Here is a 24,747-nt window from a genome sequence, read left to right on the forward strand (position 1 = left end):
ACGAATAACAAAAAGCCCGACAGGCGTCGGGCACTTTGTGCATTACATACTCAGTCTCCAACTTAAAACCCCCAATATATTACCGATAACTATTATTGCAGTTGTGGCTCACTATAAAAGAAATCATCCATGATTACTTTATCAGCCGGACCGACGATCTGCTTATCAACAGCATCTGTGCCCGTTGTAATAGTAACTTTTGTTACCTTGGTATTTTTAAATACTACTCCAAGAAATGAAAATCCGTTTGCGTCCGTTCTGACAGGAGCATAGAATTTCCCTAAACTTTTGTTTCCTGCAAAGAATTCGAGTGTGGTTTTATCGGCGACACTTATGTCAGAAAAAATAACCCCGAAGCCCTTTACAAATGCATTGTTGGCTGTACCAGGAACCTTGAAAGTAACGTCCATTTTTGTGCTGCCAGTTGCTGCGAACGTTCGGGCAGGGCTAAATGTATTGAATTTATTCAGGTCCCCTGGAAGAACGTCAATGAAATTATTGTTGCTCACACGCAAACCTGTACCAGGCGTAGAAAAGATAGCTCCACGCTTCCTGCCAGCAGGCGCGGCAGGATCAGTACTGTTAAAAAAGTCACCTGGGAAGGTATTGGTATTAGTAAGATTATCTGGAACAGCGTCCCAGTTAATTTCACGTCTACCAACTGGTGGTTGATTTGGCGTTGTATTTAAAGGATCTCCAAGCAAACCTCTAAAATCGGCAAGCTCAGAGGTAAGATCTCCGCTTCCCTTGATAACTGTATACTCAGGCGTCGGATCCACTTCTGGCTCATGGTCTTTTACGCAAGCGCTTAATAATGCTATGCAAAAAATTCCTGCATATTTCGAAAATGTGATCATTGTTCTGTACTTCTTCATTCTGTTTTTAAGTTGAAAATAGGTTTGATAAAATTTAATTGTAACGACTATTAACGTTTCCAGCTATCCCACCGGCGCACTTAGTCGACTAGTTAGGTTTGCACTTTCAATGAAAGTGCGCCGATCGGGAATAGAGGATTAATGATTGATTACTATTTTTTCTGTCCGCGAATTACCGTCCGTCAGCTTGACTGTTACCAGGTAAATACCATTGGCCAATTTGCCAACATGGACACCTTCTTGCGAAACTGCACCGGATTGATATACCCGTATTCCTGAAATATTATGAATGGTTACTTGCTGTATTTTTTGCAAATCAGCATCCTTAAAATGCAAGACATCAGAAACCGGATTCGGGTACATTGTTAGAAAGTTGGTTGAACCTTCAAATGAGACGGTCAACACTTTGCTGTATGCAAAAGTCTGATCATTATCGACCATTTTCAGACGATAATAATTACTGCCCCGCAAAGGGGATGTGTCCATAAAAGCATATTCTAATAGCGCTTTGCTTTCCCCAACCGCGCTTTGCTTGCCGATCACATTCCAATCCTTCGCATTGGCGCTACGCTCGATCTGGAAATAATCTGCATTGATTTCTTCCGCCGTTCTCCAGTCCAGATTAACCTGGTTACCCTCTTTACGGGCGTTAAAGCTGATCAGTGTCACAGGCAGCACTTCCTCTGAAACTGAACCGACCGTGATCGCACTATATTCTGACATCGTGCTGGTAGTTAATGTACCGATAACAATAGTCCCATCCGTATTAGTGGCTGGCGCTATATCGCCGCTCAGGTTTACCCACATTCCTGCTGTGTTGTTCCATCCCACCAAGCGGATGTTCTCAGGCTCATAGCCTTCTATTGCTGAATGATCGACAATAGAAACCTCAATGCGGATTTCGGATTCCTGTGCTGGAACTGCCAAGGGCACCCAGTCCCAAAACCCTTGCTTAGATACCACTGTCAGCTTACTTACACCAAGTTCCCCCTCACTACTTACCAATTTAGTGTCATGCGGACCGCCAGTAGGGTCTAATGCAGTGCCTGGATCGCCTTTCCAGTAAGCCACTGACAACCTGATGGGCGTAGGATTTGACAATGAAAGCGTCATCGACCTTACATCCTCGCCCTGCTGGTCCCCAACCGGGAACGAAAATGGCTCGCTTCCTATTCTGGTAACATAACCATTTACGTAACCTGCATCGCTAGTTCCGTCAGAAAAAGCATCGTCTGCAAAAAACACAGAGCTTTCCCCGGGATTACTGCGTGGCGTGATGATATGCGCACCAAAGGACATCGGATTGGAATGTACTCTCAAATTTCCTCCCGGAAAGCACTGAACCGTGCTGTATACTCGACTCGGCACCTGCGCGTAGGTCATGACAGGACCGCACAAAAGGCATAATATTGTATAAAATTTATTTTTCATCTCTCTAATTTAAAATGGTTAACTAAGAGCGAACGAAAAAACGGTATTGAATATACGTTATTTCGTTCGGCTTGAAATGCATCACAGATACTTCACAAAACTCTTATTTGGAAGCTTTGCTAGCAGCAGTTGCCGGAGCAAAGAGCTGCTCCTTGATCTGTGCCAGTTCAGCTGACAAAGCAGCGACCGCCTTAGAAGACTGATCAAGTAGTGCAACCTTACCAGTTAACTGTTGGTTTTGATTTGTCAACGCCTCAATTTGCTTTTGTTGCTCCTGGATCGCTTTGGTAAGTACGGGGATTAGCGAGTTATAATCGAGTGCCAATGTTTTGTCGGCATCTTTACCTTCCCGCACCAGTTGTGGCAGTATTTTCTGAACCTCCTGTGCGATAAAGCCTATCTCGGACTTCTCATAATCTTTGCTCCCAATGGATGCTTTTTTCTCATAGCTAACTGGATTCAATTTAGAAACAAGCGCTAAGCCATTCTCAACGGCATGGATATTGCGTTTCAGTCTGGCATCAGATGTTAACGCTACACCTTTACTTCTAACCTCGCCAGTAGCATTAATGTCTCCACCCACAGATAGTTGGTAGTCAGGGGATATATCATTAATGCCGACAAAACCATTATCACCTACCAATGTCATGGGTACGAAGAAGGGAGCATTCACATCCGTATCTTGAATACGGAAGAGCATCTTTCTGCTGTTTTCGTTAAAAGTGATCTCGCCAGCTGAAAGGCTGTTATGCGTGTCGGAAAATAAAATTTTAGAATCCCCACTAGTACTAAATAATCGCAGCGTACTATTCTTTAGCACCGAACCCGAAGTTGAACTAATTGGAGCATCACCGTCTGAGACGTAAATGCCATCCGGGCCACTAACGTTCAAGTGTCCTACTGATGGTGTTTTTGTACCAATTCCTATCCTACCACTAGGTAAAATACGCATACGTTCAATTGGCTTCGATTCATTGGAGGGGTTGGGATTGGTACGAAAAACAAGTGGTGTGTTTGATATAGCTTGAATACCAACCACTTGATCTGTGGGGAAATTTTCGGCAAATAAACTAGCCCATTTCTGCTCGCCTTGCCCCGAGCCATAATCTGCAATAACTTCAACCGAAGCGGATGTGTTTTCAGGATCTTGAGATCTCACAATCACTTTCTGGGTACCAAATCCACCATGATAAATGGTTTTTGCAATATCGCCGGGAGCAGATGGATGTTCTGTATCAGGCGAAGTATTAGGATCGTCTAAAAGCCAGTCAAAATCCTCACTAGGCGCCGCAGCTTCGCTCGGCACGTATTTTGCCGCAATCCAGCTAAGGCCATCCCAATAATAGACCCCTACTCCTTCATTTATTGTCGCACTTTTAATGTCAGGATTCATGTTGTAAACCTGCATACCCGCCACCGGAGTTCCGTCTAAGCTCCAGTCAGAGGTAGAATTAAGAGAAACCCTTGGCAATAAAAGGCCCTTCGTGCTGCTCTCAATTTCTAAAGCCGAGGCGGCATTAATTGTTTGTGGATTGTCTCCTACTTTAACCTGTGCAAACGCAGATGTTCCTTCAAATGCTAGTCCCGCAGTCAGAACAACTGAAGCAAAAAGCGCAACACGCTTATTGGATAATTTTCTCATAATAATGTTGAATGTATGATTGTAAATAATTATTCTTAACGCAAAAAGAAACGTTAACACAAAAGGGCAAATTCGGAAGAACGATCGACGTGTATTTATGTGTGTGTATAGCCTAACTGCCCCACTTAAACTTAATTACACATCCCACAATCCAATTCTCTTGGAATAATAATAAATGCAACTATGATCTTTCGCTTATTGAACCTTATAAATCAAGGCTAGTACCATTACACCACAAGCCGTTGATTTATAAGATTTTATTAGTTTATATAAATTATAACTCTACTAACGACTTCTCGAACAGCAGCGCTATTTCACTTGGAGTTGAAGCGAAACTTGCTTGGGGGGTATTTGCAAATATGGCCACTTGAGCGCTACCAAAATTGATAATAAGTGTCTCGCAATTGTGTCCTATACCGCTTTTATAGTAATACTTTCCTAACGAGCCTTCAAGCGCGCCATCGTAGCCAATAAGATTGCTTTTCATTAAAATAATATCGGAAGATGGAATAACCTTTAATTGAGAAACTGCATATTGAAGTTGAGCAAACTGAGAAGCGCTCATGTACAATCCAGTTGCACCACCAATTGCATAAGTAGATGGCTTATCTGTTCCCGGTGCGTTACCTGTTTTTTCAGGATATCCTTGTGTTGAAAGATGTGCAGCTATGGTGCCTGATGCATTCCACGCATCCCAGTCTATTAAACTTGCATCTTTAAGTCCAGCTGGAATGAAGACATTTTCCTGAACATTCTTACGAAATTCAGATTGATAAAGGGGAAAGTTGGACGCAGACATATTAAGTTGGGTCAATTTCGTTGCATTCCCCTTCTTACTCATCTCAACTGCATCGATGTAGGGAGTCATAATCCCTAATAAGATATAGTTGATATCGTTGGGCTGCCGAACACTGGTGTTTACATTTCCCTTAACAGAAATCTTAATCGATTGTGGCGTTCCATCATATTTCAACCCTGTTTTATGCGCCAGCAGTTGTTCAAAATTTAAATTTTTAAATTGATCGCTTGGCGTCCAATCTTTTGGCAAGTATGGCCATACCTTTGTTTTTAACGAGAGATTATTTTTTCTAAGAGTCCGGAACACCGCTAGCGCCGTAACATATTGCGTAACCTGATTTGTTTCCTGCTTCACCGAAGCGCCATGCGAGTGACTGCCACCTGACTCAAAGCTTTTTCTAGCAAATCCATCGCCACCCATTCCCACAAAAACTTCATTTCCGCCAGAAAAAATAGAATAGCCAAAAGAAGTTTTTTCTTGCTCCATGTAATCTTCAATTTTTTCAGCTAAGCCGAATGCATCCAATTTTTTAGGAATACTAAATTTCGCATTGCTATTATTACCTACTTCCTGCCCTTCAGCCATTGACTCCTGCATAATTTGCTCTTCATTGCAAGATGTGGCTAGTAAAACTGCACTAAGTACAAGGCAGTTGCTTACCGATTTCAAAAATTGAATTTTCATTTTTTAAAAGATTTGTGTAAATAAATATTAAATCTAAGTGCTCAACACTTCGATGGTAGCAAAGGTAGGACATCGAACAAACCTGAACTTTTAACGTATGTTAAAAAGTATAAAAAATTATAAAAACAAAACCATCAACTTGTATTTATTACGCAAATCACCTACTATTATTTATTTGATACAAATATTGTTCATAAACAGAAAAGTCAATTCCTTCAGAAAAAGATATTAAAAAAGCATGGCCGAATCTGACCATGCTTAAATACAACAGTTGAGTAAAAATCGATTATTTTACACTATTTATCTGCACCTATACTGATTTATCCTATGGGTTTTAATTGATTGCTTAACCATATTTCTTAAAAGCTCCGGCTTGGTGATGCCGCTTCCTGGTGAGTTGGCAAAGGCAGAAACCTGTACGTTCCCCAAATTAAAACTGATGGTTTCACAATTATTTTACTAACTTATACCTACTTTATGGTAGTAACTTCATTTTGTTCCTTGGAATTTACCATCATAGTCAACCAGCGTTTTTTCATTCAAACAACATCGGATTCTCCAGTGACTTGTAATTTGTTGACAGCATATTACAGCTTTACTAATTGGAAGCACTGATATACAAGCATTTGCTCTACTTATCATCATCTGTATTTTGCTGCTCAGCCTCCGAGCACAAGTTTGTAGAATTACTCTTCGTTGCCAGAGCCTTAGGAAGCGCACCTTTGCTATCCATTCATTCTAATCAATTTGCATTTTCCTGTACAACAGCAATAAAAACTTTTCCTCACATACGTATCATCAAAGGTCTTAAAGAAGATCAGTTTAAAATATAAATTTTTCTAAAAAATTATTAATATTTATAAATATATTAGAACTAAACTATTTGGTATGCTTGAGTAGGTGTTCCTTTTGGGCACTATCATATATGAAGATTTTATTCGATGAAGTTGAAGTATCATATACATAGCAGTGAATAAAATACGCTGGACTTCTCAGCGCGCTAATATAACCCTGTTTCTAAAATTTTAAACTATAAGTTTAAAATCCCCACGAGCGGTTAAGTATAGTATGGCATGTTAAGAATCGAAATTATAATTTGTATTGTAGCTACTGTTAGCTTGCAAAACTTGACCAAATGAAAAATTGCTTTCTAAACATTAGCCACACGGCCTTAACAAGGATAGAAATTACTTGGTTGAATTGTACCTAAGATTATGGTTTAACTATAAGCAGTGCTGTATTGTAGCCGCCAAAACAACCTAAGCCTCCTTTAATATTTGTATAGATCATGGCCGGTTCCACGAACGGATCATCATTATTGTAACAATTTTCAGAGCTTAGCTGAATTTATAGTATTTTTCATCTCTTCGGACTGAATGCTGGTTAGTTCAGGGTTTGAAGTATATTTTTTGGCTTTGTGCATTTTGATCAATGTACCCAAGCTCGCAAGATTGTTATAAGGCATAATATAACGGTGATTCGAAAGTAATGCCATCAAGATTGGTATCTGCCATAAGGTAGTGTACCAGAGATCAGTTGGTAACCCAAGACCAGAATTGCTCATATATAGACGCATTGGTTCATAGCAGCGTACGAAACCTTTGCTGACAAATAACGTGCTAGTTTAAACGCAGCTGATAGTCGCGGCTCGGGCCGTATGCATGTTTTTAAACTAGTTTGAAATGTGCTTTTTCTCAAACCGTAATTTATTTGGAATGCAGGGAATGGTTGCCATGTATCCTCTGCGTAAAGATCCGTTTCGATGGTATGGATTGACCGTCCCGGCAAACTTATATCGTTATCAGAAACGTCTCCCTACACTGGCAATGTGGATGGGACGAAACGGTGTAAAGTTGCCTGGGCTCCTGATTTAATAGAGTGTTTGGCATCATGATAATAATCAAAGTTTGTTTTTCAAGCTGAAATCAAGGATGATACTATTGTAATTCAGACTCAAAATTTCAGGCTCTAACCCTTCGCTTTCTTCCGAAGGTTGAAACTGTAAGCCTAAAATGGTTAAGAATCAGGGGAGGTGTTAAGGAATAATTATCGTTGATTAAATGATGCCAGCGAAGTGTGGCTCAGTCGTAACTGAGCATCCCCTCCAAACAGTATTACAAACAATGTAAAAAAATAAGCTCATTGACCACCTGATCCCTCAGATGGTCCTGACATCACTAGGGCAATGATCTACCTAGTCTTTCAGCATTGAGATAAGAGTTATCAAAGTATTTGCGGATGTCTCCTATTCAACATGACTATTTTATTAATTTTAGAAAACCTGGCTGCTTAACTTTTGGATCTTGACATTTAAACAGTATTGTTAGAACTTCTTAGCTTAGCTCCAAACATTCACCCAAAGCAAAGGAGTAGACATAGATCGGATCGATGTAGCAAACGACTTGCGAACTCATGATTATTAGCCCAGGAGAAGACCCTAAGAACATCAAGTTCATTGTCACTTATCCACCGCTAGATGTAACGATTCTTGACTGCCATTCTTCGAGGTAACTTTAACAACATAGGATCCCGTAGAAAGAGCGCTTACATCAATCTTACCATTGGTTGGAACTTGTGTTTTAAGCATCAATTTGCCTACATTATTATATATTTTAACCTCAATAATTTCCTTTGAGTTGGAGAAATTAAGGGTGTTTTGCGCTGGGTTTGGAAAGAATGTCAAGTTGCCACTATCCCGCACAATTACTGTTTGTATGCTACTAAAAGCAAACGTGTCATCTAGATCGACCATTTTTAGCCTATACAAGCCAGATTTTACAGGGGAGATATCTTTAAAACTATAATGCTTTGAATCGTTACTCGCACCGCTGGCAGCAACGCTTCCCAAGGTTTGCCATGCCTTACCATCAATACTGCGTTGAATCTCAAAATGATTACTATTCTCTTCCTGACTTGTTGTCCAATCAAGAATGACTGCACCTTCATTTTGTGAAGCTGTGAATTTAATCAAGGTTACAGGCAGGACAGTCCAATTGATTTGATAGATGCCCGCATTCCCATAAAATGAGGCGTTATCCAATATTTGATAGAAGAAACCTGTGCTCATTGAAGACGGCTTTGTAAACTTAATTGCTAATAGTGCTGGATTATAGTTCACTATTTTTGCCCCTTCCGATAGTTTGACGCCGTTATAATGAAGCTCATTGCCTGCTAAATTATTAAAAAGGCTAAAAAGAACGGTTTTGCCTGCACCAAGTGTACCATCTTCTACATCATCACCTGACAGTGGCCCAGGCGACTGTGTCGAACCTGTACCATTCAATATAATAGTTGAGTTTAATGTTGGTTCAGGAATTTGAAAGGTCTTGCTATGGCTAACAGGATATTGCTGAACACCAAAATCTGCATCAACTATTGGTTGGGCAGAAAAAACTCCTATGGTGAGGATCCCATTACCCAATCCATCGGTAACTTGCCCGAGGCCAAGCCGTTCTCCAAAAATGGTCCAGCGTTGCGAAAACTGGGTCAATGGGGAGCTTTGCCCGATAGTTGCCTGATTCCCATTGATTCTTAATTGATAGTAGCCTGAAAAGTCACCACTAATCTGGTAGGATCCATCTGTGTTAACAGGCACAGTAGCTACGGCAATCTCAATACCGTTCAACATGCTGAACATATTTATATATAATGTACCAGAAGCATTTGTCCCTGGCCCTTCAAGCTTGCCATCGTTAAATGCATTACTATCATGGTAAACATGCCCTGAAATTGTAACCAATGCAGCTACCTTACGATTAGCATATTTGCCCTCATTAAGATTCAGGCTACTTGAATCTGCCGCTCGCCCGTGTAGTAAAACGTATGGACCGACAATAAGGCTTAGCACGCAGGATAGTAGATGTTGTTTCATGATACCGTTTAATTTTTAATATACATATTTCACTATTTAGCACCTTGAAGGATTACATTCCCAGAAAATGTACTAAATGATTCATTGTGATCATTGATAAGAAAAACTTTATAGATGTAAGCTCCCGTTAACGGATAGTTTGGCAACCAATACCATTCATTCGTAAGCGCTCCTTCCAGTAATTGTATAGTTTTATCCTCGATAACTATCCCCTTATGATCATATATTATAGATCGAATAGATTTCGGTTTTGCATTTTTGGCAGTTTTAATTTCAAATCGTAAGTATGATGAAGCAGGATTTGGGCTTACGACAAGTTCGGCAGACGGATTATTATCATCACTAATTTCGAACTGCATTCTATAAGGCCCTAGCACTGCATTGCCTGCGCGGTCTTTGGCATTCACTAAAATTTCGTAAATGCCTGCTTTCAAATCAGTTGCATAATCCAATTTGAGCGATTTAAAATCTGTGGCAGCCATTTCAATATCATTATCAGCATATGTAATCTTCTGGAAATCACAATTATCGTCTCCGCAGTGCTTTATAAATATTTCTACCAGCGAAGAATCTGGGAAAAGTTGTCTGTCATCTGACAGATACAATGATAGCTTTGGATCGGCAGTGATATGTTCTTTGTGCTTCAACAATCTATCATTAAATTTGACAGTCAACAAGGGTGGCACAACGTCTTTGGCACTTTCAGAGGAGAAGTTAGTGCCCATTTTAATCAAATCCCAGTCAACATTCAATTCTGCAAAATTATTATTGCTATTTAATTCACTAATTAAATTATCTGGGTCGATCTGAACCTGAATTTTTTGGATGTCTTTTGAATTATAAAAGATAACTTTGAATGTGTTTTGAGCAGGAAATGATTCTAAAACCTCCGTTTTGACAACTTTATTTTTTCCAAAATAAGTCACCCTGATAGGTATATTTTGGCCTTTGATAAATCTTCCGTTGTTTGAGACTTTGATTAGGACCTTTAACGAATCGGAAACTTCAAGGGATTTGTCAACAGACTCTGAGAGCAAAGAAATGCTTTCGTCCGGATCAATAGCATAATCTGATTTGTCCACTGTAAGCAGCCGCAATGCCGGATCACCCTGCAGGATAGTTTGGTGGGCATTGGCGATGCTATATTTATCTTTACTTTTCGAGGTAATGTCATTTGCAACTTCTATCATAATTTTGCCAATTGGAAGGCGTGAAGTTTCCAAATTTGTAAACATGAAATGATATAGTCCTTGCAAATATTTAGCGGATGGACTAACGTAACTTTCAAAGGAATTGGCAACAATGGCAATTGCGCCGCGGTCTGGAGCCAACAGCCAGTCAAGTGATAGTGGGATCCTGTCGTTGGACTTAGGTGTTTTAGGCTTCTGATTTGACCTTCCGGAAAATATGTTTCCTACACCGCAGCCATTGAAATACATCAGCGGATATTTATGCAAGTTGTTATAATTACGTGCAGCGTCGGAAATGTAGCCCATGTCCAGGTCAGTGATAGTCGTGGATCCATGTCCGAAAAACGTAATCAGCCCTACACCCGTATTCACATCAGCTGTTATATTGACAGACTCAGGTTCTGCCATTGCCTGCTGTTTTACATAGTGTTTCACATTACCACCTAACTGACCATCCATAACGTCAGATTCCAAATCACTTAACAATCCTTTTAATTGTAAAATTTCACCTACTGTTTTACCGCCATTGAGATGCAGAACATTTTTTCGCCATCCGTAATCAGCAATGATGTTGCTCTCGTAATTTTTTACTTTCTTCAAGTAATCGGTTACATGCTGATTAGTAAACGCTGTCAAACGGCCGACAGGCATTGCAGGAACGTCCTTGGCTGCGCCTGCAATGCCTTCCACTAGTAGCATATCGGATGCAGGGTAACCTATGGTTGGTACCTCCCCCGGTAGTTCTCTTTTCATTTTCTCATTATGGGTAATAGATTTGCCTATGATAAACAAATATTTGTCCTTGCCACCTTCCAAAAGCATATAGGACATGAATTTGCGGATTGCTACGGGGCTAGGCTCTCCATAATTAAATTTATTGTAAACATCCTGAATGTCAATAACCAAAGTTTTAAAGCCACCACCTGCCTGAGATTCTCTATAGTTTGCGTACTGCGTTGCGCTTTCAAACAGGCTATCTGTCGTAACGATAATGTAATTAGATTCCTTCGGAGATATACGTTTAAATTTTATCAATTTCATCCTACCAACATTTACATCGATTATTTCCTTTGCCGCCAATAGAAGTTGAGTTTTACCAGCTTGCCTAGGCACTAACAGGCCTTCACTTGATCCTTTTAAAACAATGGGCTTGTCAGGGCTTGAAATGTCCAGAAATGTGTAATCAGGGGAAGCGTCTTTGAATAAGATTTTACTTATGTCATTTGCCACCGGGTCTAGCCGAAATTCTTTGCTAAACAATTTATCAGTCTGAAAAAGCTGTGGAAATTCCACAGAAAAGTAAGTGAGCGAAAACCGGTCCAAAATGTCCGCCTTAACGGATTTAAGGGAAATTAGCCCCTTGTTTGCAGCATCTACATCTTCTGGCCTTAAGGTAAAAGTATATTCCATTGGAGAAAATCCCGACACCACCACCACATCTACTAGCCGCAATGATTTTGCATTTTTTCCGACATGCACTTCAATTTTATGTTCTTTATTACTTCTGCCATGAATAAGGAGCTTTATGGAAGGCGTATTAGCAGTATTCGCGAGGTTTTTCAGCTCTAAATTTCCACTAATGGAACCAGCGCCATCCTTATCCTGAATTTTGCTGCTCCTGCTTGCACCAAACTCAAAAAAGCTATTCAGAAAATCTGGTGCACTTACAAATTCTGCTGTACTGAGCGTGTATGCTTCCTTAAACACAGTGGTTACAATTTCATTGTGGAACATCAGAGGAAGCATTTTACTATCCGCAGGTTTATCAATTATCCTCGTTCTTTCACCGACTGAATCACCCACAGTAAGAAAATAGGAGCCCTCATCCGAATACATACTGAAATATGGATTTATTCGTGAGCTCATCGGTCGGTACAATAGCGAGTCACTTGCCCCATCATTGGGAACTCCGTAAAACAAGATCTCTTGGTTAGCAGTGCTGATAATGGAAACCTGCTTGCCCCGCCTCCATAATTGTAGCTTTTCAGGAGCACTAATTGGAAAATCCTTGGGTAATGAGGCAAATGCTATTTTATGAATGCCCTTTTTAGCTATCCCAATTTTTACATAAGCCTGGTCATAATTAATCCAGTCACTCGCATAAGGAGGGCCCCATTGCGCATTAACTGTATATTGACTTAGCAGAACTACGACGAGCAGGGTTATTTTGATTAGAATACGGGTATCATTACTCATATGAACTTTGAATATGCCCAGGCAGCTGTCGAGCGTATCACAAGGTGAAAGATTTATAATCAAATACAATTATAGGAATATTGATCTCATATTTTATTTGCGCGTATTTAATTCGAGATCTTAGCATAACGGCTTGTCTAAATTATGAGCTAATTAATGATCTCAATGAGCTCAACAAATTTTACTTAGCAAAAATAAAAATATATAAAACTATAAAATACTTAAAAAGTATAAAAAAATGTTAAAATTTATTAAAAGTTGTCAATAACCTAGTCTTAAGCTGGCTGCTATGATAAATATGCCACGATTTTTTAATTATTTTACTTTAATATTACTTTTAATCAATAGTATACATATTCGACCAAATTTAATTGATAAAATAATTCTTTTGTTTAACTCATTGTTGTCATAAACTTGTAGGAAAAACTACAAATTATTTAATGGTCGATTTCTATAAGGAAACCGGCACTATTTGAAATCACAAGATACTTAATCAAAAATGAGAAAAATAGTTTATCATGTAGCATCTTCGGTGGACAATTTTATTGCACGTGAAGATGGATCTGTCGATGGTTTCATTTATGAAGGTGAGCATGTAACAGATTATATGCAAAGCCTACAGGGTTACGACACTGTATTAATGGGGAAGAACACCTATGAGTTTAGCTATCAATCAGGAATTAAGCCTGGTGAACCAGCCTATCCCAATATGAAACATTATATCTTTTCAAAAACATTAAACATTGACTCTTCACCTAATAATCAAGTAGAAGTTATTAAAGAGAATGAGATAGACTTCATTAAACATTTAAAAGCAAGTGATGGGCCACCAATTTATCTATGCGGGGGCTGTATTTTCGCCAGCTTCTTATTTGAACAAAACCTAATTGACGAGCTAAAAATAAAGATGTATCCCGTTCTTTTTGGAAAAGGGATTTCCATCTTTAAGACGCGTCAAGAAGTTAAACTGTCATTATTCGAGTCGAAGGTTTATGAAACGGGAGTCATATTGGCAAACTATCAAATTTGCAATTAGGTTTAGTGCGTTGGATTACCTAACTATACATGATTCACTTGCTGTTCATACTGCCTGTTTATACATGACAAATAGCCCCCAACTTCTTTCCAAGGCACAGTCAAATATGTGTTGCTTAATTCAGGGTAATAGATGTCATGTTTACAGATGACGGTCAGACGTATTGCTTATCTTTTGCGTAAGGCTCATAGATATAATCATTTTCGTTGTAATACGTGTTTGCCAGGACTAACAAGATAGCATCATGTGAAAATCTATCCATTATATGCCATTCCTTAGGTTGAATAACTAAACATTGCTTGGGATCATTTAAATAGAAAAACTTCTCCGTTTCACCGTCATTGCAATAGATCCTACATTTCCCGCTAAGACAGATCAATATGTTCCAGCTTTGGTGATGGCGATGTCCACCTCTTCTCTGACCCTTGGCTCCATAAATGTAAAAAATTCTCTTTATTTCCCCTGGCACTATACCGGTGAAAGTTGACAAATCACCATTTTGATAGCCTAGTTCATTTTGGCAAATAATGGTCGCCATCTTTTTGATGATTAAAATATAAACTAACACGTCCAATTGTATTTTGCTATTTTCCGGTGCTCAACTAACTGATATAGCTCCATGGATTATGTTAATAGCCAGGAATATCTATACAATGTTCCTGGCTATTCTACTTGGCAATATCGTTAGTTCAATAATCTATCCAGTTCTTCAACAAATCGTGGAGATGATGGCCTGGCTGCATTGGCATCAAGAACCTTGCCCTCTGGATCAATTAAAATAAACCTTGGTATCGTGGAAACAGCATAGTCCTTCATAAACTGGGACTGCCAGTCTTTATCAGCTATTACTTGTACTCCTGTCAATTGTTTATCAGCAATAAACTTCTTCCATTGAACTTTCTTCTTTAAATAATCTATGGAAATACTAATAAAAACAATATTTTTTTCTTTGTACGTTTCCTCCGCCTTTTTTAAATATGGAATTTCTTTTATACAAGGTGCGCACCACGTAGCCCAAATGTCAATGAAGACGAACTTTCCTTTGAAATCTTCAAGTTTGGTGACTCCTCCCATAACATTCTCATAAGTAAATACGGGCGATTTGGTATTTTTTAGCTGCCTAGCAACTAATTTCTCCTTAAATATCTTTTTAGAGACATCGGCTCGCTTTATTAATCGTTCCCTTTCAATTTCAACAAATTTTGAATCAAAATTGCCATTCGTTAATTGCAGCATCTGATCATCTTTTTTCTTGGTTACAAGCGCATTGAATTCTTGTTCGTCCTGCACGATTTCATACTGTTTAGCAAACGCTTCGTCTAGTAAGATCTGTTTTGCTAAATAATTATTTTCATTACCTCCAATTCCATCATAATGAATAGATTCATCAAATTCTTTACCGTTAAACTTCACCTGAATGTCGAAGCCATTTTTGAGAAAAATAGTGGTCGATTCAACCTTATCTGACAAGGTGTAGAGTCCTTCTTGTACATTCAATGTGTCATCAAAATTCCCATTCATGTCGACCTTTAAAGTCTTTATTTTTTTAGTACCCACAAAAATTCGAAGGGTGTCACTATTTCGATTTTCTATATTTCCGAAGAAATGCACATAATTAGTTTGAGCCGTGCAAAAATTGAGTGTAAACAACCATAGTAGAGTGATATTTCTGATATTCATGCTAAGTTTGTGTTATATTACGTTTATTATTATATTCACATGGATGTTAGCTTTACAGGACATCTATCGTTAATCTTTCGGCGATAGTTATTTTTCTCGATATAAGTAACATTCAAAACTGCGTCGATACCTTTATTTTTCTCGATAGTGACCTCACAACTTTTGTTTCTATATCTTTTCCCTGCTTCAATTTAACGTTGCCGGTTAAGTATTCTACTTTCTTCCATAACTCACTCAGATCTTAAAGCATTTTCAGTATAGCTCTGCGCGCTGTAAGTTTTGATTAGTTGGCGACAAAAGTACTTTCCTTGATATTATCTTATTTTTAATATATATTAAAAATTATAAAAAATTATAAAAACAAAATCCTGGGCTCGTATGCGAATCCTATTTTCGATTGAGCAAAATACTTCGATATTTCTTAGCGGTGACAGATATTACATAAATATATGCAGTAGGAGGACCCATAGAAGAAGGATATAATTCTCCTTGTTGACCTATTCCTTATGTTGATAAGGTATACTTAGGACCAAATGAAGACGCAAGACTATTGACGTAGATCTCGATGGTAGATTATTCTAGTGAAAGATTGCCTCTAAGACGAGAGATGTATAAGTATTGCTTCTTAAGCCTGATTTTCAAATGAAAGTTAATGAATTTCTTACGGAGGACTTTTATTAGGAAGCCGCCAACACTGGTACATAATTTCCCAACGAATGGTAAGTACTCAAAATACTCTTTGTGCTTGGAGATTACAGAAAGGAGCTTGTTGAGATATTGCTTGGGTAACATCACAGCTAGAACTGACTGCTCAAATAATTGTATGATACAAAGCAATGTTCAACAAGTCTTCCTTGGTTGTTAACAATAACCAAAAAGGTTTCACCTTTCTATCCATCTGGGCTTAAATGAAAGCTGACGTAATTTTTACAGAAATGCAGATATAGGTAAGCTATGGTAGTCGCCGACCATTGCGTCTAGGAAATGGCCATCTTTTTTAAATTGAATTGGGGAATGCAGACGTATATAGAACCGATGTTTATATTTAGCTCATGGAAGGTAGAATCGGCAAATTCTTCTCCGTTCATTCGCGCTCCCAAACTGTCTGGTTTATTAAACGTTTTCACCGAGTTACGTTTTTTGGCAAAAGAGGCTAGTGAGGACGCATCTTCTTTCACTAAGCCTAGTGAATATGCGGTAATATCACTGTATGTTTTATCTAGTAGCAAACAATCTGCATAATAATTCAATCCGTTCATAGTAAATAGTCTTCTTAGTAATTGTCGGCTGATGAATTTCAAGATATTCGAATGCTTTTGCGAGAACCAAACCGTTACTCATTAGCATATCTATACCTGCATGCAGGGCTAGTACATCAACTGGAAGCCCTCTTTCCTTCATAACTTATACGTTTGCTACTCACCGCCTGACCGTTCGACAAGGAGATTTGCCAGTCATTTGATAACCTATCTCCGTATATGGAAGAAAAATACCATTTGTGTTTTCGCCCATTTGTTTGGGTTTAGGGAGTTCCTTATGATACAGGGGGCATAATCACCAGCACTGATCGTGGCACCACTGGTCAACAGAATTGTTGGTTTAATCAATTGTTTCGTTACCTGTGGCGCAATTTGACAAGCAGCCCAGAAGTAAAATCTTTTTTGTTTACAGGTACACGTAGTCTGTACCCAACCAATTGCTTAACTTGTGTAAGTCTTCCTACTTATGCACTCAGAGATGCTGGTGAACCATTGCCATTAATACGAATGTCAATAATGAGTGCCATTACGTCAGCAAATTTTACTAACCATATCATCTAATTGTTTGGTAAATAGCTCAATCGGCATGCCACCGAATCCGTCGATAACTTATACATGATTGGCGGTTCATGAAAACTAATTACAGATATATTATTATGACATAGCACGATAAACTGTACAATGTTCGCGCAGAGATTAAAGTTTTAGTGTGGTATGATTATTAATTTTGCGACTTCTGGTTCCTCAAAAGCATTAGATCTGATCAAATGATTTTCTATGATTGTTTGGTCTTCACCATAGATGTTTGAGCTAAATTCGAATGTTCTTAAAAGCATACGAATGTAAGCATCCGGATCATGTTGGCGGGTCAATTTTCGCAGTGCGCCCATATAGTCCTCACGATATACGGTAGGAATAATTATCTTAGAAAGCCCTTTTGAAGAAAGTTCAGCATTCATCATCACCCGGGCTATTCTGCCATTTCCGTCAAGAAATGGGTGAACTTCGCTAATCATAAACATCATGTAGGCTGCTTTGGCAAAAGGGTCTTCTAGTAGCGAATACCAATCGAACCCCTTTTTTAAAGTACCGGCCACCAGTTGCCAGTCTACAAACTCCGTATTACCAGCTCGATTATTTTTGTCCTTGAACTGTCCGGGCTTTTTAGATAGTCGCGCTCGTAACAATGTAGCATGCCTGCTTCGCAACAGTTGCAAAAGTTCATTGGCTGAACTGGGAGTTATCGCCATTTCGCGCCGATCTGATACGATTTGATAAGTACCCAATATGTCGTGAGAATCTTCATCGCGTTCAGGCAATGGTGTTTCAGTTTGGATAATCTGCTGCGCTTCATTAACGGCAAATTCTGTCCCCTCAATATAGTTTGAAAAATAGCTTTCAAAAAAACCAAAATTTCTATATGCTTTTAATGAAAGGTTTTTGTCGGCATAAGCAGGGAAGGTCCGGCCACTCAAAGCTGCGTACAGTATTTCGAATAAGGTAATTCTTTCAGGGTCAAAAGGATCTCCTAGTGATCGTGCTATGGCAACGGGGGAATGAAGGCTTTTAGAATCACCTGTCGTCAAAAGGGTCCCTATCAAAAGGTTAAGTTTGATAAATTCTTTTTCCATCCCCAAGGCTGGTGCCAAGTTCCTGGCGTTATCTCGGATAACATTGATAGCACCTTCCCCCCTAGTTCTAATAATCAGATCAAGTCTTTCTTCAATTTCCGAGATTAAAAGGGTTTTTGAAAGATCATTTCTAGTTCGGGTTTCCTGCATATTCTCTAAAAATGCCCGCGCTTCCTGTGAAGCATATAAATTCTCAAAAAATACGTTGTCGTTGTCTTGACGGGCAGGGCCTTGCTGAAAATGGATTGTGAGACCAGGTAGTCGATTCTTGCGTGTATAGGTGTATGTAACAAATATATGCTCACCATGAGCCGGGACAAACTCAAGTGCGCTGCGATGACTTAGGATTACACCCGGAAATTGATTGGATAGTATTCTAAACCAATTTCTTTTTATGATGACTTCAGGCTGCTCTTCTAGGTTTGACGTATAAATGCGAGGGGCTATCTTTCGAATAATCCCCTTTTTCTCCAAAGTACTGATTTTGGCAGATTCTGTCTTGTTTGAAGATCCAAAAAGAACCTCCTGTAGTCTTATCATTGGAATTCTTTCTATTAAGGTACACAATGTAAAGTATTTATTAGAAATTTTTCTATTAATTACATATAATGGTAGAAAATTTTCCATTAATGCTTTTTGACTGCTCACAGTGTGCCTTGTTACTCATGTTCGGAGCTCCTGTTCTCAAAACCACTTTTTCCCTGGCATTATTAGTATTTTGCCGATATTATGCTTCCTATACATGGTGCACTTTTTACAATTAAAATAGCACCTCCGACAACTACCAATATTGCGAACGCAGCAAAAAGAAGGGACGCCTTGTAATCCTTCCGATGAATACGGCCAGCTTTTAGGGACGGGTTGCGTACATTGACTTTTATATTTTCAATTATTTCTGGACTCGTCGATCTTTCCAGTTCCATGACTTTATAGTTTTAACTTATGGGTTGAAAGTACTGCCGTCTTGCACTGATCGGCAGGACCGGCTATCAGCGTCCATTAACCGAAACTTGCAGATAAAGTGTCGTAGGTTTGCGAAATATTTTTGACAGTTCGAACAACCGCGATTCAAAGCTCAAAAGACACTCTCAAAGACTTCAGGAAAGTTGCATAGGCCCCATGGCTAAGTTTTAAAGTACTTTGTCCACATACATACGACCGTATACATGTGGACAAAGTGCCAAGAAATTACTACTTTTAACCATATGAAAAGAGCCGTTGCGTATTTTCGAGTATCAACAGATCGCCAGGGAAAGAGTGGCTTGGGCCTGGAAGCACAACATGAAGCCGTGCATCTGTTTGCACACCATCAAGGCTACCAAGTCACAGCAGAATTTACTGAAATCGAGAGTGGAAAGAAAAATGAGCGGCCAGAGCTAATGGCTGCCTTATTGTTGTGCAAAAAAGAGAAAGCAATGCTGATCATTGCGAAGCTGGATCGGCTAGGCCGAAATGTGGCTTTCATTGCAAACTTAATGGAGAGCAAGGTTGAGTTTCTGGCAGTTGATAACCCACATGCAAATCCGCTGATGGTGCATTTGCTAGCCGCTTTTGCTGAGCATGAGCGGAAGCAGATTAGCACTCGGACGAAAGAAGCATTGCAGGCTGCGAAGCGCCGCGGTGTGCAGTTAGGTAAACATGGCCGGGAAATCGAAAGCAAAAAGAATTCGAAGGCTGCAGGTCAGTTTGCGGAAACGATGCAGCCGATCATCAAAGCGTTGAAAGCAGATGGCTTTACAACCGTTCGAGGAATCTCCGACGAGTTGAACCGGCGAGGTGTTGAGACGTTTCGAAATGGTAGTGAGCAATGGCATCGAACCACAGTGCATCGCTTGCTTAAACGTCTTTATATTGGAAAACATTAGCCGTATCACAAAGTCAACCAACGACGTAAATGTGATACGTTAATTTGTCAGATGACAATTTGAGAAGTTTTAAATTTCAGAGCTCAAAATGCTCTTCATAAGATAAGTTTCCCCTACCCTATTATGGTTTAGATCCGTCGCTCCGAGCGGAGGTTTCACAAGATTTTCTTCTTTTGTCAGTATGCTCGAAAGTACTTGCAGGATTTGCCACATTGAGATACTATAATAAACCTAGTGATTTAAAACGATTTTTATATAAAACATCCTGACTCAATCATTCTTTATAATAGAAGTAATCTGAATCGGGACTCCCGCAGCCATTGACATATATTCTTGACCTTTAACCGAGCATCTCTTTTTTAGATTGCCTGAAATAGTGTAATTCCAGATTTTTTCATCTGTACTTACTTTCCAGGTACTATCAACATCACAAGCCCATCCATAAGTCAAACTTCCATTTGTATCTATTTTATTAATAATAAAATAGCCATTGCCTGAATGTCTGGCTTGTAGATTTTGAATGGTAAGGTAGGTAGAGCCACTGCATCCACAGTCTGTATCAATTTTCTCCTTCTGACAGGAAGATGAAAAGACAAATATTAAAAGAAAGAAGAATGGAGTCTTTAAAATGAAATGCATGTATGATGTTATTTTATGATTCATTTATAAGACACTTTAAAGTGAAAATGGTTGGAAATACGATAATATTTTCTTGTAAGAAAGCTATGCCTAGCGCAGCTATTACTCCGAAATGAAAGGGGAAAAGTGACTTCTCCTGGTATTCAATCAAGATTTTGCCAAAATGAGAAAGGCCCTCTTTTTCTGTCAGTTAACATAAAAATGTTTGCGAAAACTCAACATGCTAGTTCTAGGTTTCGTCCTGATTTCTGGTGTTTTCGAAAAGTACACTGATTTGCATTTTTCAGTATCATAGCTTCATTAGGTGGGCTCTTGCAATCCATTTTGGGTCATCTTTTTACCTCCCCCTCCCCTACTTTGTTAGATCTTGATATAAAAATATGTTTTTTGAGTGTCGTTTTAAGTGTTAAAAACAGCACCATAAAAAGCACTTAAAAAAGTGCTAGATACTGTATGTTTTTCGGAGTGCTGCAAATCCAGAGTTCATCCTTGATGTTCAAAAATACGTTCATTCACAAGTTGTGGCTCTCTTTGGTAACTACACTCTACTGGCAGCTATCTAGATCAACTAAAGTACCTGCCCCCCTCCCCTACTTTGTCAGACCTTGATATAAAAATATGTTTTTTTTCAGTGTTAGAAACTGCACTATAAATAGCACTGAAAAAAGTGCTAGATATTGTATGTTTTTCGGAGTGCTGCAAATCCAGAGTTCATCCTTGATGCTCAAAAATACGTTCATTCACAAGTTGTGGCTCTCTTTGGTAACTACACTCTACTGGCAGCTATCTAGATCAACTAAAGTACCTGCCCCCCTCCCCTACTTTGTCAGACCTTATATGAAATATGATTTTTTGAGCACCTTTTCCAGTGCTAAAAATAGCACTGGAAAAGGTGCTAGATATTGTATGTTTTTCGGAGTGCTGCAAGTCCAGAGTTTATCCTTGATGCTCAAAAATACGTTCATTTACAAGTTGTGCCTCTCTTTGGTAATTACACTCTACTGGCAGCTATTGCTCCTCCCTTTTACTCTGCGATATCTTCCAACTAAAAGTGTGATTACTCTTGCCAAAAAAATCTAACCAAATTAGGCGATTAATATCATTGCTTAGGCCAAGCTTTGATAGGATTCTAATAACATAGTAATGTGATTCCGCTTGTTCTGATACAATCAACAAAGTCTAAAAAAAGGGATAGTATATGCAAACTTCTAGTGTTCAAAACAGCACTGAAAATAACACTAAAAATAGCATTTGTTTTTGTGTAAGAGTTTGTATTAATTGCAGCATCATTTTTAACACAAGAACCAGTGGTAATATCATTCAACTCAATAAAGGGTGGAGTAGGCAAGAGCACCCTCGCTACGACGATGGCTGGATGGCTAGCTAGCCGAGGGAAGGATGTGCTGCTTGTCGATGGCGACGATCAGGAAACGTCTTCAGATTTTACCGCATGGCGGGAGCAGACACTTGGCAATACCGGGTATACGCTTGTCAATATGACGGGGGCAAATCTACGGAAACAAGTTGAAGCCATGAAGCCAAAATACGATCACATCATAATTGATACGGGCGGAAGAGATACCACTAGTCAAAGAGCAGCGCTATCTGTGGCCGACGTATCAATGATACCGTTTGTTCCACGCAGTTTCGATCTGTGGACAATTACGAAGGTAACAGATCTGATAGACGAAATTCAATCAATTCGGGCTGAGCCATTGGTCGCTTACACATTCCTAAGCCGCGCAGATATTCGTAGCGCTGATAATAGAGATGTTGCGGAAGCACTCTCTCAGATTCCCCAACTCACTTATTTGCCTTACCCGATCTGCAATCGTAAAGCTATCAGTAACGCCGCTGGTTTTGGACTTACACCGTTTGAGGGTGAAAACATCGACCTCAAAGCAACTAAAGAAATAGAGGACTTATTTAACCGTGTATTAAATGGCAACCACATTACCGCCACCGCGTAAACCAAAAGTGACCGAAGCCGATATTGAGGCAGTCATCAACAAAGGAGGGAGCACAATCAAAGAAGCTTCTCCTGCTGATCCGGAAAAGGCAAAACATATTAATGTGCGCCTTACTGGACAAATTATTAGTGAAATTGATCGTCACCGCTTAAAGCGGCCACGTAAGCCTGGGTCGCCTAAGCCAGGGATCAGTATCCACGATTGGATTGTTGAAGCGGTTTTAGAAAAATTAAATATTGAAAAGTAGCACTTAAAACAGTGCTACTTTCAGCATATCAAATAGTGCTTAAACTTAGTATATGGAGGAAAAAGAAATAGCCCAAGCTAATGTTAGTAGTGATATTAGTTTGAAAAACGACTTCTTTCTGAGTCGAATCGACAGAAGTGTAGCTGATAATCTTCATGACATAAGGAAATCGTTTGGCGAGGATGCTGGAATTGTAAAGGACTTTATTGTATTCATTAGCAAGAACTTGAAGAAGGATCTTTTTGGGTACACTAAATTTACTCTAAAAGATTTTTGTAAAGAGTCTGGTCGAAACAGGCAGGACTTAGCCAGGAAACACCCATACTTCATTGCCAATCCCAAAGCAGTTGTTCCTGAGTACTTTGGGCATGAATTTGTTTCCGTCTTTGACTATGCACTTTTTAACATGCTTCAAAAAAATATAATTTTTGCGAAGTCATACGCCGTCAACACAAAAAATGAGGTTATACAACTTAAGAATTTTCCAATTCTTAAGGATATCAAACTGAATCTGAACAGACAATCAAATACCATAAAAATTTATGAAATTAGAATTTCTGATGAATGGCTAGATGGCTTTATTAGCCGATACTATACCATTGAAACAAATGGTTATCCGAAAATTGGTAAAGGTAGGGGAGGAGATGGCCGTAAAAGCTTATATCTTATCTTACAGAGGACTAGGCATCAACTACTAAGTCAAAAGGAGACCACAGCTCGATTTTCGGTTGATTATTTAGCTGATTTAGCAGAGTTAGAGGTAGAGCAAAATAGATTCAGAAAAAAGTCATTAAAGAGAATACTAGATTTTTTTCAAGAAAAGGGAGATTTTCCTTTTTCCTACAGATTCGTAAAGGGTGACCCTTCTAAACCTTACCAAGAAGAGTACTGGGTTGAGCTAGATTTTTCAAGTTCAGTAAACATTCCATCCTTAACAGAACGGCGAGGCGATCATTTATTTTTCAATTCGTTGATCATAGAACTGAGGAGTATTTTCAATTCTAAGCATTCCAAAGTAGCAATAAAGGATGAAACGGATGTCTTTCAACGCTGGTTAACTAACGCTGATGCGGATACGGACATTAAAATAGACATACTTGTCTCTGCATACTATAAGGCTTACAATCAGCAACTTACTAAGATTCAAGCTAAACAATACATTAGAGATGGCTTCTTTAGTAGGTAGTGCTGTCGAGTATTGCCTCAATTCTAGTGTATTTTTATTATCATAACTTGGTGTAAACCGGGTGTTAAAATTAAAACAGCTTTTCTGTCGAGTATTGCCTCATTTTATCTTCAAGGGCAATTTCATTTCACTGTTATAGATCCTCAAACCATTTAATATGTGCGGTTGTGAGCCAAATAATGTATGAATATGAGTGATGCTGTCGAGTGTTGCCTCAGACTTATGTAAAAGTTTGATTTGCGAGTTTGTGAAGGTGATTAACTGTCGAGTGTTGCCACAAATCTGTCGAGAGTTGTCACATTGCTGTCGAGTATTGCACTTTTGTTGTCGAAAGTTGCCACATTGCTGTCAAGTATTGCCTCATAAATACACTTTACTGTCGTTCCTGGCCACATTGCTGTCGAGTATCGTCACGCTTATACCATAGTTGTCGAGCTTTGCCACAGAAAAAACAGTGTCTAAGAGCACGAAACATCAATTGCTGTCGAGCTTTGCCACCATATATATAACTGTTATAAAAACATATAATAGTGAAAAAAGGAAAAT

Annotated in this window: 16 protein-coding genes; 5 read left to right on the plus strand and 11 right to left on the minus strand. The window is 39.0% G+C overall.

The genetic code is table 11. The features are described from left to right. Window positions 1-92 precede the first annotated feature (92 nt). The 7 genes from L0659_RS25035 to L0659_RS25065 form a co-directional block, all read right to left on the minus strand. A complete protein-coding gene (locus L0659_RS25035) occupies window positions 93-875 on the minus strand; it encodes a hypothetical protein (protein WP_235129354.1) in 783 nt (260 codons plus the stop codon). Between the two features lie 138 nt (window positions 876-1,013). Next, entirely contained in the window at window positions 1,014-2,306 is a 1,293-nt protein-coding gene (locus L0659_RS25040) for a T9SS type A sorting domain-containing protein (RefSeq protein ID WP_235129355.1), read from the minus strand. 103 nt (window positions 2,307-2,409) lie between these two features. Further along, window positions 2,410-3,948 (minus strand): tail fiber domain-containing protein, encoded by a 1,539-nt coding sequence (locus L0659_RS25045; protein ID WP_235129356.1) that lies wholly within the window; start codon window positions 3,946-3,948, stop codon window positions 2,410-2,412. A 274-nt stretch (window positions 3,949-4,222) separates the two neighbouring features. After that, the gene (locus L0659_RS25050; RefSeq protein ID WP_235129357.1) at window positions 4,223-5,431 is read right to left on the minus strand and encodes a hypothetical protein; all 1,209 of its coding nucleotides are present in this window, start codon (window positions 5,429-5,431) and stop codon (window positions 4,223-4,225) included. Between the two features lie 1,212 nt (window positions 5,432-6,643). Next, a complete protein-coding gene (locus L0659_RS25055; RefSeq protein WP_310590718.1) occupies window positions 6,644-6,778 on the minus strand; it encodes a DUF4249 family protein in 135 nt (44 codons plus the stop codon). Window positions 6,779-7,889: 1,111 nt separating this feature from the next. Further along, the gene (locus L0659_RS25060) at window positions 7,890-9,302 is read right to left on the minus strand and encodes a T9SS type A sorting domain-containing protein (protein ID WP_235129358.1); all 1,413 of its coding nucleotides are present in this window, start codon (window positions 9,300-9,302) and stop codon (window positions 7,890-7,892) included. A gap of 32 nt (window positions 9,303-9,334) precedes the next feature. Further along, entirely contained in the window at window positions 9,335-12,688 is a 3,354-nt protein-coding gene (locus L0659_RS25065) for a C25 family cysteine peptidase (RefSeq protein ID WP_235129359.1), read from the minus strand. 499 nt (window positions 12,689-13,187) lie between these two features. Between L0659_RS25065 and L0659_RS25070 the strand changes: the two genes are divergently transcribed. Beyond that, a complete protein-coding gene (locus L0659_RS25070; protein WP_235129360.1) occupies window positions 13,188-13,724 on the plus strand; it encodes a dihydrofolate reductase family protein in 537 nt (178 codons plus the stop codon). 154 nt (window positions 13,725-13,878) lie between these two features. Here the strand turns inward: L0659_RS25070 and L0659_RS25075 are convergent, their stop codons facing one another. The 3 genes from L0659_RS25075 to L0659_RS25085 form a co-directional block, all read right to left on the minus strand. After that, window positions 13,879-14,262, minus strand: coding sequence for an FdtA/QdtA family cupin domain-containing protein (locus L0659_RS25075; RefSeq protein WP_235129361.1), 384 nt, complete (start codon window positions 14,260-14,262; stop codon window positions 13,879-13,881). Between the two features lie 146 nt (window positions 14,263-14,408). Then, the gene (locus tag L0659_RS25080) at window positions 14,409-15,404 is read right to left on the minus strand and encodes a TlpA disulfide reductase family protein (RefSeq protein ID WP_235129362.1); all 996 of its coding nucleotides are present in this window, start codon (window positions 15,402-15,404) and stop codon (window positions 14,409-14,411) included. Between the two features lie 1,963 nt (window positions 15,405-17,367). Beyond that, window positions 17,368-18,921 carry a Fic family protein gene (locus L0659_RS25085; RefSeq protein ID WP_235129363.1) on the minus strand — a complete coding sequence of 518 codons (1,554 nt, stop codon included), beginning with the start codon at window positions 18,919-18,921 and terminating at the stop codon, window positions 17,368-17,370. 578 nt (window positions 18,922-19,499) lie between these two features. On the opposite strand from L0659_RS25085, the gene L0659_RS25090 reads away from it, so the two are divergent. Beyond that, a complete protein-coding gene (locus L0659_RS25090; protein WP_235129364.1) occupies window positions 19,500-20,159 on the plus strand; it encodes a recombinase family protein in 660 nt (219 codons plus the stop codon). Window positions 20,160-20,429: 270 nt separating this feature from the next. On the opposite strand, the gene L0659_RS25095 is transcribed toward L0659_RS25090, so the two are convergent. After that, window positions 20,430-20,798, minus strand: a complete 369-nt coding sequence (locus L0659_RS25095) for a hypothetical protein (RefSeq protein WP_235129365.1) — start codon at window positions 20,796-20,798, stop codon at window positions 20,430-20,432. 1,307 nt (window positions 20,799-22,105) lie between these two features. Between L0659_RS25095 and L0659_RS25100 the strand changes: the two genes are divergently transcribed. From L0659_RS25100 to L0659_RS25110, 3 genes are read left to right on the plus strand one after another with little or no spacing between them, the layout of a single operon-like run. Beyond that, on the plus strand, window positions 22,106-22,768 hold the full coding sequence (locus tag L0659_RS25100; protein WP_235129366.1) for an AAA family ATPase: 663 nt from the start codon (window positions 22,106-22,108) through the stop codon (window positions 22,766-22,768). Continuing rightward, window positions 22,740-23,015: a hypothetical protein gene (locus L0659_RS25105; RefSeq protein WP_235129367.1), complete on the plus strand. Its 276-nt coding sequence runs from the start codon at window positions 22,740-22,742 to the stop codon at window positions 23,013-23,015. Before L0659_RS25100 ends, L0659_RS25105 begins: the two co-directional genes overlap by 29 nt. A gap of 52 nt (window positions 23,016-23,067) precedes the next feature. After that, window positions 23,068-24,201 carry a hypothetical protein gene (locus L0659_RS25110; RefSeq protein ID WP_235129368.1) on the plus strand — a complete coding sequence of 378 codons (1,134 nt, stop codon included), beginning with the start codon at window positions 23,068-23,070 and terminating at the stop codon, window positions 24,199-24,201. The last annotated feature ends 546 nt before the right edge of the window (window positions 24,202-24,747 follow it).

This window comes from Dyadobacter sp. CY347, assembly GCF_021502655.1.
Taxonomy (GTDB): domain Bacteria; phylum Bacteroidota; class Bacteroidia; order Cytophagales; family Spirosomataceae; genus Dyadobacter.

What these genes read in the sequence shown, in the direction of transcription:
- L0659_RS25070 (WP_235129360.1), top strand. Translation starts at nt 13,188, where the DNA reads ATGAGAAAAATAGTTTATCATGTAGCATCTTCGGTGGACAATTTTATT.
- L0659_RS25065 (WP_235129359.1), bottom strand. Translation starts at nt 12,688, where the DNA reads ATGAGTAATGATACCCGTATTCTAATCAAAATAACCCTGCTCGTCGTA.
- L0659_RS25040 (WP_235129355.1), bottom strand. Translation starts at nt 2,306, where the DNA reads ATGAAAAATAAATTTTATACAATATTATGCCTTTTGTGCGGTCCTGTC.
- L0659_RS25105 (WP_235129367.1), top strand. Translation starts at nt 22,740, where the DNA reads ATGGCAACCACATTACCGCCACCGCGTAAACCAAAAGTGACCGAAGCC.
- L0659_RS25050 (WP_235129357.1), bottom strand. Translation starts at nt 5,431, where the DNA reads ATGAAAATTCAATTTTTGAAATCGGTAAGCAACTGCCTTGTACTTAGT.
- L0659_RS25085 (WP_235129363.1), bottom strand. Translation starts at nt 18,921, where the DNA reads ATGGAAAATTTTCTACCATTATATGTAATTAATAGAAAAATTTCTAAT.
- L0659_RS25060 (WP_235129358.1), bottom strand. Translation starts at nt 9,302, where the DNA reads ATGAAACAACATCTACTATCCTGCGTGCTAAGCCTTATTGTCGGTCCA.
- L0659_RS25045 (WP_235129356.1), bottom strand. Translation starts at nt 3,948, where the DNA reads ATGAGAAAATTATCCAATAAGCGTGTTGCGCTTTTTGCTTCAGTTGTT.
- L0659_RS25075 (WP_235129361.1), bottom strand. Translation starts at nt 14,262, where the DNA reads ATGGCGACCATTATTTGCCAAAATGAACTAGGCTATCAAAATGGTGAT.
- L0659_RS25080 (WP_235129362.1), bottom strand. Translation starts at nt 15,404, where the DNA reads ATGAATATCAGAAATATCACTCTACTATGGTTGTTTACACTCAATTTT.
- L0659_RS25090 (WP_235129364.1), top strand. Translation starts at nt 19,500, where the DNA reads ATGAAAAGAGCCGTTGCGTATTTTCGAGTATCAACAGATCGCCAGGGA.
- L0659_RS25110 (WP_235129368.1), top strand. Translation starts at nt 23,068, where the DNA reads ATGGAGGAAAAAGAAATAGCCCAAGCTAATGTTAGTAGTGATATTAGT.
- L0659_RS25035 (WP_235129354.1), bottom strand. Translation starts at nt 875, where the DNA reads ATGAAGAAGTACAGAACAATGATCACATTTTCGAAATATGCAGGAATT.
- L0659_RS25095 (WP_235129365.1), bottom strand. Translation starts at nt 20,798, where the DNA reads ATGCATTTCATTTTAAAGACTCCATTCTTCTTTCTTTTAATATTTGTC.